Genomic DNA, 12,204 nt, shown 5'->3' with positions numbered 1-12,204 from the left:
AGAATTTCACAATGCAAGAATTCCATGCAACTACGATATTCGCTGTTCGCCACAATGGCCAATGCGCCATGTCAGGCGACGGTCAAGTAACATTTGGTAATGCTGTTGTCATGAAGCACACAGCCAGAAAGGTACGGAAACTTTATAACGGACAAGTTCTGACTGGATTTGCAGGGTCAGTCGCAGACGCTTTTACTCTCTTCGAAATGTTCGAAGGAAAACTGACTGAGTACAACGGCAACTTGCAACGAGCAGCTGTCGAATTAGCAAAACAATGGCGCGGAGACAAAATGCTTCGTCAATTAGAAGCAATGCTCATCATTATGAACAAAGATGAATTGTTGCTCGTTTCAGGTACTGGAGAAGTAATTGAACCTGATGATGGAATTTTAGCAATCGGTTCGGGCGGCAACTACGCACTAGCAGCAGGGCGGGCGTTAAAGAAATATGCAGGTGATCATTTTACAGCTGCAGAAATTGCAAAATCGGCTTTAGAAACAGCCGCAGATATTTGTGTTTATACAAATCATCAAATTGTTGTGGAGGAATTGTCCGAATGAAAAATCAGTCAGATTTAACGCCAAGACAAATTACTGATCACTTAGATCGTTATATCGTTGGTCAAAAAGACGCAAAGCGTTCCATAGCAATCGCTTTGCGCAATCGCTACAGAAGAAGCCGTTTGGACGAAGAAATGCGTGGAGAAGTTATTCCGAAAAACATTTTGATGATCGGACCTACAGGCGTCGGAAAAACAGAAATTGCTCGCAGAATTGCTAAATTGACAGGGGCGCCATTTATCAAAGTCGAAGCAACCAAGTTTACAGAAGTTGGCTATGTGGGTCGAGATGTCGAGTCGATGGTTCGTGACTTGGTCGAGGCAGCTGTTCGTATTGTCAAAGAGGAAAAGTTTGAAGCAGTTCAATTTCAAGCAGAGTCGGCGGCTAATGAACGAATTGTAAAATTGTTAGCTCCTTCGATGCGTAAAAAACAAGCAAACCAAAATCCGTTAGAAATGCTATTTGGTCAGAAGCTTGAACAAGAAGAAGAAGAACCGACTGCAGAAGTTGAAGTTCGTGTGAAAAGAAGAGAAATCGCTGCGGACTTAAAAGCAGGTAAGTTAGAAGATGAGTGGATAACTGTAGAAGTAGTTGAAAATTCAAATTCTATGTTTGATGCATTGCAAGGTTCGGGCATGGAGCAAATGGGTGCGAGTATGCAAGATGCATTTTCTTCCCTTATGCCAAAGAAAAAGAAAAAACGTCGTTTGCAGGTAAAAGAAGCGCGTCGTATTTTAACAACTGAAGAGGCGGCAAAATTGGTGGATGATGAAGAAGTGGCATCAGAAGCAATTGAGCGCGCAGAACAGCATGGCATCATCTTTATTGATGAAATGGACAAGATTGCTAGCAAGAATGGTTCTTCATCTGTAGATGTGTCACGAGAAGGTGTGCAGCGTGATATTTTGCCAATCGTTGAAGGCTCTACTGTGTCCACAAAATATGGTGCGGTTAAAACGGATTATATGTTATTCGTTGCTGCTGGAGCTTTCCATATGTCCAAACCGTCTGATTTGATTCCTGAATTACAGGGGCGTTTTCCGATTCGTGTTGAATTACAGAAGCTAGAAGTGGGAGATTTTGTTAAAATTTTAACGGAACCAAAACATTCTTTAATAAATCAGTATAAAGCTCTTCTCGAAACAGAGGGAGTTGTGGTACAATTTAATGATGCCTCAATAGTCAGACTTGCAGAAATTGCATATGAAGTAAATCAGGACACAGATAACATCGGCGCACGCAGACTGCATACCATACTCGAGCGTCTGTTGGAAGATTTGTCTTTCGAAGCTTCCGAGATTTCACCGGCACAAATTGACATTACCCCTCAATATGTGAACGAAAAACTCGAGAATGTGGCGAAAAACAAAGACTTGTCACAATTTATTCTGTAAAACAAGGCGAAATAGTTTCAATAAAGAGTAAAAACCTTTAGAATATTGAATAAACAGAGCAAGAATTTATGTAGGAGGTTCATTTAAATGAATTTATTAGGGAAAACAAGACGAATTAACTCAATGCTGGAAGCAGCAGGCGGGAAAAAAGTAAACTTTAAAGACATGGCTGAGACTTTAAGCGAAGTAATCGAATGCAACGCATTCGTAGTTAGCCGTAAAGGTAAAGTATTAGGCTATGCAATTAACCAACAGATCGAGAATGATCGTATGAAAGGTATGCTTGAAGATCGTCAATTCCCAGTTGAGTATACACAAAAGCTTTCAAACATCACTGAAACGACTGAAAACTTAGATGTTAACAGTGAGCACACAATCTTCCCTGTAGAAGAACGCGAATTGTTTAAAAACGGTTTAACAACGATCGTGCCAATTAATGGTGGCGGCGAACGTCTTGGAACTTTGCTTCTTGGACGTGTGGATGCAGAATTCCATGACGACGATTTAATTCTTGGTGAATATGGCGCTACTGTAGTAGGGATGGAAATCCTTCGCGAAAAAGGTGACCGTATCGAAGAAGAAGCACGCAGCAAAGCAGTTGTACAAATGGCGATTTCTTCACTTTCTTACAGTGAACTTGAAGCTATCGAGCATATCTTTGAAGAACTTGATGGCAACGAAGGATTGTTAGTTGCTTCTAAAATCGCTGACCGCGTAGGAATTACACGTTCAGTAATCGTTAACGCACTTCGCAAACTTGAAAGTGCTGGTGTTATCGAATCACGTTCTCTAGGAATGAAAGGGACATACATCAAAGTATTAAACGCAAAATTCCTTGCAGAACTAGAACAATTAAAAATGAACTAAACGAATTTCAAGATGTCAGGAATTTATCCTGACATCTTTTCTTCTGTCTATTTAACCTTATTTAAGATAAAAGTGTTGCGCTTTAAAGCGTTAGCGTGATATAATTTCAAATGGTGTTAAATACACACGCATTTCGATTTGAGTCGTGGGTGCCCAATCCGGGTAACGGTTCAGAGAAGAAAAATGCGGAGGGAAAAAAATAACCTATCAGGAGGAAACATATCATGGCAGTAATCTCAATGAAACAATTGTTAGAAGCTGGTGTACACTTCGGTCACCAGACTCGTCGTTGGAACCCGAAAATGAAAAAATATATTTTCGTGGAACGTAACGGTATCTACATCATCGATCTACAAAAAACAGTTCGCAAACTGGAAGAAGCTTATAGCTTCATGAAACAAGTTGGCGAAGAAGGCGGAAAAGTTCTTTTCGTTGGTACGAAAAAACAAGCTCAAGACGCTATCAAAGAAGAAGCAGAACGCTCTGGTAACTATTACATCAACCAACGTTGGTTGGGTGGAACACTTACTAACTTCGGTACAATCCAAAAACGTGTGAACCGTTTGAAACAAATCGAGCGCATGGAAGAAGATGGAACTTTCGAAGTTCTACCGAAAAAAGAAGTTGTTCAGTTGAAAAAACAACACGAACGTCTTGTTAAATTCCTAGGCGGTATCCGTGATATGAAAGCTCTACCGGACGTAATGTTCGTAGTTGACCCACGTAAAGAACGCATTGCAGTTGCAGAAGCAATGAAATTGAACATTCCAATCGTTGGTATCGTTGATACTAACTGTGATCCGGATGAAATCGATTATGTTATTCCTGCAAACGACGATGCGATTCGCGCAGTTAAATTGTTAACTGGTAAAATGGCGGATGCTTTGCTTGAATCAAAACCGGAAGAAGATGAAGAAACTCAAGCTGAATCTGCTGAGTAATTCACGATTACACAGGTGATAAGCGGCCAACCCCTCTTATCACCTTTTTTTGAGAAAATAGCAACAAATTATGAAGGAGGAAATTAATCATGGCAGTTACAGCACAAATGGTGAAAGAATTGCGCGGAAAAACAGGCGCGGGTATGATGGATTGTAAAAAAGCATTAGTAGAAACAGACGGTAATATGGAAGCAGCACTTGATTTCCTACGCGAAAAAGGTCTTTCAAGCGCTTCTAAAAAAGCAGACCGCATTGCAGCTGAAGGAATTACTTCAATTCTTGTAAAAGAAAACGAAGCAATTATCTTCGAAGTAAACGCTGAAACTGACTTTGTTGCGAAAAACGACGGTTTCCAAACCTTAGTAAAAGAATTGGGCGAGCACCTGATTACAACAAAACCAGCTACTGTTGAAGAAGCAAATTCATCAACTATGTCTAATGGTTTATCAGTTGCAGACCACATTTCAAACGCAATCGCTAAAATTGGTGAAAAAATCACATTGCGTCGTTTTGAAATTCGTACAAAAACAGATGCAGATGCTTTCGGACCATACCTTCACATGGGTGGACGAATTTCAGTGCTTGTAGTTCTTGAAAACTCTACAGATTCAGATGCTGCACGCGACATCGCTATGCACATTGCTGCATTAAACCCTAAATACATCTCACGTGACGAAGTTTCTGCTGACGAAGTAGAACACGAGCGTAAAGTGTTGACTGAGCAAGCATTAAACGAAGGCAAACCAGAAAAAATCGTTGCGAAAATGGTTGAAGGCCGCCTTGGTAAATATTTCGAAGACATTTGCTTGCTTGACCAAGCATTTGTTAAAAACTCTGATCAAAAAGTTCGTGATTTCGCTACTTCTACTGGTGGATCGATTGAAGAATTCATCCGTTACGAAGTTGGAGAAGGCATCGAAAAACGTGAAGACAACTTTGCTGATGAAGTTATGAGCCAAGTTAACAAAAAATAAGATTTTTTATCATATGTTTTATCTTGGGGAACACAAGAATGTGTTCCCTATTTTTCAATAAAAGTGTAACGGAGGGTACCGATGAGTGTTCAGCAATATAAACGCATTGTATTAAAACTAAGTGGTGAAGCAATGGCAGGTGGACAGGGGTTCGGATTGTCCCCTGAAATCATCAAATCAGTCGCAAGCCAAGTAAAAGAAGTGGTGGAACTCGGAGTGGAAGTCGCAGTAGTAGTAGGGGGCGGCAATATTTGGAGAGGCAAAGTTGGTTCTGAAATGGGAATGGATCGTGCCACAGCCGATTATATGGGCATGCTGGCAACGGTAATGAACTCATTGGCGTTACAGGATTCATTAGAAAAGCAAGATGTAGAAACGCGTGTCCTGTCATCTATTGAAATGCGCCAAGTAGCTGAACCTTATATCCGCAGAAGAGCCATCCGTCATTTAGAGAAAAAACGAGTTGTCATTTTTGCAGCAGGTACAGGAAATCCATACTTCTCAACTGACACAACAGCAGCATTACGTGCAGCAGAAATTGAAGCCGATGTCATTTTAATGGCGAAAAACAATGTTGATGGCGTGTATTCAGCTGATCCGAAGACGGATTCTACAGCAGTAAAATATGAAGAACTTTCTTATTTCGATGTGATTCAACAAGGCTTGCAAGTGATGGATTCAACAGCTTCAACACTATGTATGGACAATGATATTCCACTCGTAGTATTCTCAATTATGGAAAATGGAAATATAAAAAGAGCTGTACTCGGAGAGAAAATCGGGACAGTAGTGAGGAGAACAATCTAATGCCGAAATCAGTAATGAATGAAACTACATCTAAAATGACTAATGCAATTCAAGCTTTTTCGCGTGATTTGGCCTCTATCCGTGCGGGGCGTGCAACTCCATCAATTCTTGATAAGTTAACAATTGACTACTATGGTTCTCCGACTCCAGTCAACCAAGTGGCAGGAATTTCGATTCCTGAAGCACGGTTGATCATGATTCAGCCGTATGACAAATCAGTTCTTGGTGATATCGAAAAAGCAATCCTTAAGTCTGACTTAGGGCTGAGCCCATCAAACGATGGTTCGGTAATTCGTTTAGCCGTACCTGCATTGACAGAAGAACGCCGCAAAGATCTTGTGAAACAAGTGAAAAAAGAAGCGGAAGAAGCAAAAGTCGGAATTCGTAATATTCGTCGAGATGCGAATGACGAGTTCAAAAAACTGGAGAAGAAAAGTGAAATCACAGTTGATGACTTGCGTGGTTATTCTGACGACGTCCAAAAGCTAACGGACGATAACATTACGAAAATTGATGAAATGGTTAAAGGTAAAGAAAAAGAGATTATGGAAGTTTAAATCGAACTTCATTTCATGTCGAGCGTCCTGTTAAACAGGACGCTTTTTCATGCAAAAAATCGGTGCTGTCTCTTTAAAGAAGCGCACAATGCTGTTTTTTTTGATATGATAAGCTATAGACATGCCGATTTGTACTAGGTGGAGGATTAAATATGTTCAATAAACTATTAAAACGAAATACTGATCAGTCTTTGGGAACCGGAGATCGCTCAGTTTTGATTTCAACTGAAAAGGTTCCGGCTCATATTGCAATTATCATGGATGGTAATGGACGCTGGGCAAAAAAACGTGCACTGCCAAGAGTTGCAGGTCATCACGAAGGGATGAAGACTGTTCGCAAAGTGACTAAGCTTGCCAACGAACTGGGTGTGAATGTGTTAACTTTATACGCATTTTCTACTGAGAATTGGAAGCGACCAAAAATTGAAGTGGATTTCTTGATGCGGTTACCTGAAGAGTTTTTAACAACTTTTCTACCGGAACTGATTGAAGAAAATGTGCGAGTGGAAATGATGGGCTATCGTCATAATTTGCCAGGACACACATTACGAGCAATTGAGAAAGCGAAAGAAGCTACAAAGGGTAATACCGGACTGGTCTTAAACTTCGCTTTAAACTATGGCAGCCGTGCAGAGATTGTGGATGCTGTAAAAGATATCGCAGCGCAAGTAGCTGCTGGGACTTTAGATATCAATGATATAAGCGAAGACCTTATTTCTGGGGGGTTGATGACAAAAGGGTTGCCAGAACCGGATTTATTAATCCGCACAAGTGGCGAAGTCCGTTTAAGTAATTTTATGCTTTGGCAATTGGCCTATACTGAGTTTTGGTTCACGGAAACCTTGTGGCCCGATTTTAATGAAGATTCCTTGTTGGAAGCAATTGGGAATTACCAGAAACGCAATCGGCGTTACGGAGGGTTGAAAGGAGACGAAGTGAAATGAAACAACGGATTATAACAGGTGTCATTGCGGCAGCTCTTTTCATTCCTTTTGTTATTTATGGAGGTGTTCCGTTTGTCCTACTGGTTTATTTGCTAGGGACAGTAGCGTTGCAGGAACTTTTGAAAATGAAAGGCCGGAGTCTACGGAGTATTCCCGGTCTTATTTCTTTGCTAGCACTTTATGCGTTTATGCTCCCTGATCGTTGGGCAGACCAAGTATTTGAATGGACAGGTTATGAAAAAGTCGAATTTGCCTTTTTAGCCGTTATTCTTCTATTGATACATACAGTTGTCGTGAAAAATAGTTTTACTTTCGACGATGCCGCTTTTGCTGTTTTAGGAACTTTATATGTAGGAATCGGCTTCTTCTATTTTATCGAAACACGCGAAGCAAGCTTGAGTTACTTAATTTTTGCATTATTGGTAGTCTGGTTTACCGATTCAGGCGCATATTTTACAGGGCGCAAAATTGGAAAGCGGAAACTCTGGCCAGAAATTTCACCGAACAAAACGATTGAAGGATTTGTAGGTGGTATTGTTTGGGCAATTGGGATTGCATTGATATTTAACTACTTTATACCGTTAAATCACTCAATCATCCTGATTGTCATCGTCACAATTATCGCTTCGATTTTCGGACAAATGGGTGATTTGGTAGAATCTGCGCTAAAACGCCATTTCAATGTAAAAGATTCAGGGTCGATTTTGCCAGGGCACGGCGGAATATTGGATCGTTTTGATAGTATTTTATTTGTTATGCCTTTGCTTCATTTTTTACATTTTATCTAAGAGAGGAACTTGCTGAATGGTTAAGAAAATTGTTTTATTGGGAGCTACCGGTTCAATCGGTGTACAGACAGCTGATATCATCCGAGAACATCCGCATGAATTTTCGTTGATTGGATTTTCTGCCGGAAAAAACATGGATGTTACGCGTAAATTGATCGTTGAATTCAATCCGGAAATTGTCTGTATTCAGCAAGCGGAAGATGCTAAAACACTGACAGCAGAATTCCCAGCGACGACATTCGTTTCAGGTGCGAAAGGATTAATCGAAATTGCTGTTTGGGATGCTGACATCTTAGTTAATGCAGTTCTTGGCAGTGTGGGCCTTGAGCCGACGTTAGAAGCGATTAAACTGGGTCGTACCATTGCAATCGCTAACAAAGAAACGCTCGTTACAGCAGGCCATTTAGTTATGAATAGTGCCAAACAGTTTGGTGCAGTCATCCTTCCGGTCGACAGTGAACATTCCGCATTGTTCCAAGCGCTCAATGGAGAGAAAAAAGATCAAGCTAGTCGGTTGATTTTGACCGCTTCTGGCGGTAGCTTTCGCGATTTGACTCGTGACGAGTTAAAAAATGTTACGGTACAGGATGCCTTGAATCATCCGAATTGGTCAATGGGATCAAAAATCACCATTGATTCGGCGACTATGGTTAATAAAGGTTTAGAAGTCATTGAAGCTCATGTGCTATTTGGTTTTGCATATGCCGATATTGATGTGGTGCTTCACCGAGAAAGTATTATTCATTCGATGGTCGAATTTCAAGATACGAGCGTAATCGCACAACTTGGAACTCCTGATATGAGAGTGCCAATTCAGTATGCATTGTCCTATCCTAATCGACTTCCACGACCGACAGCAAAACGATTGGATTTAGCTGAAATTAGTCAATTGAATTTTAAAAAGATGGACTATAAACGTTTTCATGCTTTGCAGTTAGCCTTTGATGCTGGAAATGCAGGTGGTACGATGACTACTGTTTTAAATGCAGCAAATGAACAGGCTGTCGCTCTGTTTCTTGACGAAAAAATCAAGTTCTTGCAAATTGAAGAAATGATTGAACGTGCAATGGATCACCATGAAGTTTTAAGCAATCCAGATCTTGAAACCATTCTGCACGTAGATGCTGAAACAAGAAAATCTGTAAAAAACATGCTAAAATGACTAAAGATCAAAACCGAATAAATTTATAAGGATGGGTTTAAAATGGAGACAGTTATCTCGTTTATAATAATTTTCGGTGCTTTAGTATTTTTTCATGAATTTGGTCATTTCCTTTTTGCAAAGCGAGCCGGTATTTTAGTCCGTGAATTTGCGATTGGTATGGGCCCGAAAATCTTGGGTATTACTAAAGGAGAAACGCTTTATACGTTGCGTTTGTTACCAATTGGTGGCTATGTACGTATGGCAGGCGAAGATATGGACACAATCCATCTTCAAGCAGGTCATCGTATTGGTGTTCTTTTAAACAAAGAAGGCCAAGCTAAAAAAATCATCATGAATCAGAAGCATGTTTACCCTGAAATTTTATTTCTTGAAGTAGAAGAAGCAGACCTTGAAAAAGAACTGTGGATCAAAGGCTATGATGAAGATGAAAAGCTAATACGCATTGAAGTTGCGCGTGACGCGGTTGTTGAGGAAAATGGCAGAGAAACCATTTTGGCCCCTTACGACCGACAATTTGATTCGAAATCAGTGGGCAAACGATTCATGACAATTTTTGCAGGACCGCTTTTCAATTTCATTTTGGCATTTCTTATTTTTACAGCAATTGGCATGATGCAGGGTGTCCCAACTTTTGAACCTGTTATTACCGAAGTAACGGAAGCAAGTCCAGCGGCAGAAGCTGGAATGCAAAATGGTGACTTGGTAACTGAAATTGAAGGAAAACAAATTGGCACTTGGGATGAACTAGTTGAATCGGTTCAGACGAATGCGGGGAATCCGCTTGCTTTTAGTGTTGAACGGGACGGTGAGCTGTTAGACTTTACCATTACACCTGAAATTTCAGATCAATCCGCTGAAGAAATCGGTGTAATCGGTGTACTTTACGAAAGTCCGGTAGAAAAAGATTTCTTTGGATCTTTTGCCTACGGCGCAGAACAAACCATCTTTTGGTTTAAAGAAATTTTCCGTTTGCTTGGTATGCTCGTAACGGGCCAGTTTACAATTGATGCACTTTCTGGTCCAGTGGGCATTTACAAAACGACTGAAGAAGTAGCTAAATATGGATTCTTTACTTTGATGAGTTGGGCAGGTATGCTCAGCATTAATCTCGGCATCATGAATCTACTGCCATTACCAGCACTTGACGGTGGACGTTTAATGTTCTTTATTCTTGAAGCGGTGCGGGGCAAACCGGTGGATCGGCAAAAAGAAGGAATGGTCCATTTTGTTGGAATTATGCTTCTCATGCTGTTAATGATTGTCGTCACCTGGAATGACATTCAAAAGTATTTCTTTTAAATAATAGCAAGTGGGCAGTACTGGACAGGCAACTATATGCCTGTCCAAAGCTTTTCGTCTTAAAAATTTTATAGTCAGTTGAGGTGTATTTTGGAATGAAACAAACAGCAACTTTTATCCCGACATTACGTGAAACGCCAGCAGATGCAGAAGTGAAATCGCATCAATTATTATTACGTGCAGGATTTATTCGACAAAATACGAGTGGTATTTATTCGTTCTTGCCACTCGGTAAACGTGTACTTCAAAAAGTTGAAACGGTAATTCGCGAAGAAATGGAAGCAGCGAACAGCGTTGAGATTTTCATGCCTGCACTTCAGCAAGCCGAACTATGGCAAGAATCAGGCCGGTGGTATACCTACGGGGACGAATTGATGCGTTTGAAAGATCGTAACGACCGCGAATTTGCCCTAGGCGCAACGCATGAAGAAGTGATCACAAGCTTATTGCGTGATGAAATCAAATCTTACAAGAAATTGCCATTGAACTTATTCCAAATTCAATCAAAATTTAGAGATGAGAAACGTCCTCGCTTTGGCTTGTTACGTGGTCGTGAATTTTTAATGAAAGATGCTTATTCATTCCATGCGACACCTGAAAGTTTAGACGAAACATACGATGTCATGATGCAAGCATATAAGAACATCTTCACACGTCTTGGTTTAAACTTCCGTGCAGTTATTGCAGATTCTGGTGCAATTGGCGGAAAAGACAATCACGAATTTATGGTGTTGTCAGAAATTGGCGAAGATACAATTGCTTACTCGGATACTTCTTCATATGCAGCGAATATTGAAATGGCAGCAGTTAACGTAAGCTATCCAGTATCAGGTGAAATTCCTGAAACGGTGGAAAAAGTTGCAACGCCAGGCAAAAATACCATTGCAGATGTAGCGGACTTCTTCCAAACGACTGCTGAAAAATGCATCAAAACGATGGTCTTTAAAGCAGATGATGAACTGGTCATCGTTTTAGCAAGAGGTGATCATGAAGTTAATGATGTTAAAGTAAAACACGCTACAGGTGCTACAGTTGTCGAAATGGCAACTCCCGAAGAGGTACAGCACTTATTAGGTTGTGATATCGGTTCGCTTGGACCTATCAATTTGCCGGAAGATATTCGATTGTTTGCTGACCATGCAGTAGAAAACATTGTAAATGGGATTGCTGGAGCTAACGAAAGTGGTTACCATTATAAAAATGTTACACCAGGAAAAGATTTTTCAGTTCCTGCTTTCCACGACCTGCGCTTTATCCAAGAAGGCGATGCTTCACCGGACGGTCAAGGAATGATTCAATTTGCTAAAGGAATCGAAGTCGGACATATCTTTAAGCTAGGGACGACTTACAGCATTCCGCTAAAAGGAACTTTCTTGAACGATCAAGGCAAAGCAATGCCTTACATTATGGGATGTTACGGAATCGGTGTATCACGTGTATTGGCTGCAGTTGCAGAACAATTCCAAGACGAAAATGGTTTTACCTGGCCAGACGTTGTTGCTCCTTATGAAGTTCATCTAGTACCAGTCAACGTTAAAGACGATGCTCAACGTGAACTTGGCGAGGAACTTTATTCGCTATTAAAAGAAAATCGTTACGAAGTACTACTTGATGACCGTAAAGAACGTGCAGGTGTGAAATTCGCAGATGCAGATTTGATTGGCTTACCAATCCGTATCACCATTGGCAAAAAAGCTTCAGAAGGAATTTTGGAAGTTAAAATACGTCGTACAGGTGAAACATTTGAATGGACGCGCGACGAAGTACTTGAGAAAATACAGCAGTTTTTTAAAAAATAACAGTGAAATCTGATATGATGAAAGGAAAGTACACATTGTACTTTCCTTTCTTTTTCTGCCCGCTTCAGAATCTACAGGGATGTCTCAAATGAGCTATCAAAATTTAATG

General features: G+C 40.5%; 12 protein-coding genes. All 12 read left to right on the top strand.

Annotated features, from left to right (window positions below; all coding sequences use genetic code 11):
* The first annotated feature begins 11 nt into the window (after positions 1 to 11).
* Positions 12 to 560, top strand: a complete 549-nt coding sequence (gene hslV, locus AJGP001_RS11290; protein ID WP_058384939.1) for an ATP-dependent protease subunit HslV — start codon at positions 12 to 14, stop codon at positions 558 to 560.
* A complete protein-coding gene (gene hslU, locus AJGP001_RS11285; RefSeq protein WP_078080561.1) occupies positions 557 to 1,954 on the top strand; it encodes an ATP-dependent protease ATPase subunit HslU in 1,398 nt (465 codons plus the stop codon). Before hslV ends, hslU begins: the two co-directional genes overlap by 4 nt.
* Positions 1,955 to 2,041: 87 nt before the next feature.
* Entirely contained in the window at positions 2,042 to 2,821 is a 780-nt protein-coding gene (gene codY, locus AJGP001_RS11280) for a GTP-sensing pleiotropic transcriptional regulator CodY (RefSeq protein ID WP_058384941.1), read from the top strand.
* Positions 2,822 to 3,045: 224 nt separating this feature from the next.
* Positions 3,046 to 3,762, top strand: coding sequence for a 30S ribosomal protein S2 (gene rpsB / locus AJGP001_RS11275; RefSeq protein WP_038704256.1), 717 nt, complete (start codon positions 3,046 to 3,048; stop codon positions 3,760 to 3,762).
* Positions 3,763 to 3,851: 89 nt separating this feature from the next.
* On the top strand, positions 3,852 to 4,736 hold the full coding sequence (gene tsf / locus AJGP001_RS11270) for a translation elongation factor Ts (RefSeq protein WP_078080560.1): 885 nt from the start codon (positions 3,852 to 3,854) through the stop codon (positions 4,734 to 4,736).
* Positions 4,737 to 4,817: 81 nt separating this feature from the next.
* Positions 4,818 to 5,543, top strand: a complete 726-nt coding sequence (gene pyrH, locus AJGP001_RS11265) for a UMP kinase (protein WP_058384943.1) — start codon at positions 4,818 to 4,820, stop codon at positions 5,541 to 5,543.
* The gene (gene frr / locus AJGP001_RS11260; protein ID WP_058384944.1) at positions 5,543 to 6,100 is read left to right on the top strand and encodes a ribosome recycling factor; all 558 of its coding nucleotides are present in this window, start codon (positions 5,543 to 5,545) and stop codon (positions 6,098 to 6,100) included. The genes pyrH and frr overlap by 1 nt, the downstream gene beginning before the upstream one ends.
* 152 nt (positions 6,101 to 6,252) lie before the next feature.
* Positions 6,253 to 7,044, top strand: coding sequence for an undecaprenyl pyrophosphate synthase (locus AJGP001_RS11255; RefSeq protein WP_078080559.1), 792 nt, complete (start codon positions 6,253 to 6,255; stop codon positions 7,042 to 7,044).
* Positions 7,041 to 7,832: a phosphatidate cytidylyltransferase gene (locus tag AJGP001_RS11250; protein ID WP_058384946.1), complete on the top strand. Its 792-nt coding sequence runs from the start codon at positions 7,041 to 7,043 to the stop codon at positions 7,830 to 7,832. The genes AJGP001_RS11255 and AJGP001_RS11250 overlap by 4 nt, the downstream gene beginning before the upstream one ends.
* Before the next feature lie 16 nt (positions 7,833 to 7,848).
* The gene (gene dxr / locus AJGP001_RS11245) at positions 7,849 to 8,994 is read left to right on the top strand and encodes a 1-deoxy-D-xylulose-5-phosphate reductoisomerase (RefSeq protein ID WP_071153809.1); all 1,146 of its coding nucleotides are present in this window, start codon (positions 7,849 to 7,851) and stop codon (positions 8,992 to 8,994) included.
* Between the two features lie 42 nt (positions 8,995 to 9,036).
* Positions 9,037 to 10,296 (top strand): RIP metalloprotease RseP, encoded by a 1,260-nt coding sequence (gene rseP / locus AJGP001_RS11240; protein WP_078080558.1) that lies wholly within the window; start codon positions 9,037 to 9,039, stop codon positions 10,294 to 10,296.
* Positions 10,297 to 10,391: 95 nt separating this feature from the next.
* Positions 10,392 to 12,095, top strand: a complete 1,704-nt coding sequence (locus tag AJGP001_RS11235; RefSeq protein ID WP_071153810.1) for a proline--tRNA ligase — start codon at positions 10,392 to 10,394, stop codon at positions 12,093 to 12,095.
* The last annotated feature ends 109 nt before the right edge of the window (positions 12,096 to 12,204 follow it).

The organism is Planococcus faecalis (genome assembly GCF_002009235.1).
GTDB lineage: Bacteria > Bacillota > Bacilli > Bacillales_A > Planococcaceae > Planococcus > Planococcus kocurii.
The sequence above is the reverse complement of the archived record's forward strand: the minus strand, read 5'-3'. Positions and strand labels throughout refer to the sequence as shown.

Bases quoted from the DNA above. Each gene is read 5' to 3' on its own strand.
- tsf (WP_078080560.1), top strand. From the start codon at position 3,852: ATGGCAGTTACAGCACAAATGGTGAAAGAATTGCGCGGAAAAACAGGC.
- pyrH (WP_058384943.1), top strand. From the start codon at position 4,818: ATGAGTGTTCAGCAATATAAACGCATTGTATTAAAACTAAGTGGTGAA.
- rseP (WP_078080558.1), top strand. From the start codon at position 9,037: ATGGAGACAGTTATCTCGTTTATAATAATTTTCGGTGCTTTAGTATTT.
- AJGP001_RS11235 (WP_071153810.1), top strand. From the start codon at position 10,392: ATGAAACAAACAGCAACTTTTATCCCGACATTACGTGAAACGCCAGCA.
- rpsB (WP_038704256.1), top strand. From the start codon at position 3,046: ATGGCAGTAATCTCAATGAAACAATTGTTAGAAGCTGGTGTACACTTC.
- hslU (WP_078080561.1), top strand. From the start codon at position 557: ATGAAAAATCAGTCAGATTTAACGCCAAGACAAATTACTGATCACTTA.
- dxr (WP_071153809.1), top strand. From the start codon at position 7,849: ATGGTTAAGAAAATTGTTTTATTGGGAGCTACCGGTTCAATCGGTGTA.
- frr (WP_058384944.1), top strand. From the start codon at position 5,543: ATGCCGAAATCAGTAATGAATGAAACTACATCTAAAATGACTAATGCA.
- hslV (WP_058384939.1), top strand. From the start codon at position 12: ATGCAAGAATTCCATGCAACTACGATATTCGCTGTTCGCCACAATGGC.
- AJGP001_RS11250 (WP_058384946.1), top strand. From the start codon at position 7,041: ATGAAACAACGGATTATAACAGGTGTCATTGCGGCAGCTCTTTTCATT.
- codY (WP_058384941.1), top strand. From the start codon at position 2,042: ATGAATTTATTAGGGAAAACAAGACGAATTAACTCAATGCTGGAAGCA.
- AJGP001_RS11255 (WP_078080559.1), top strand. From the start codon at position 6,253: ATGTTCAATAAACTATTAAAACGAAATACTGATCAGTCTTTGGGAACC.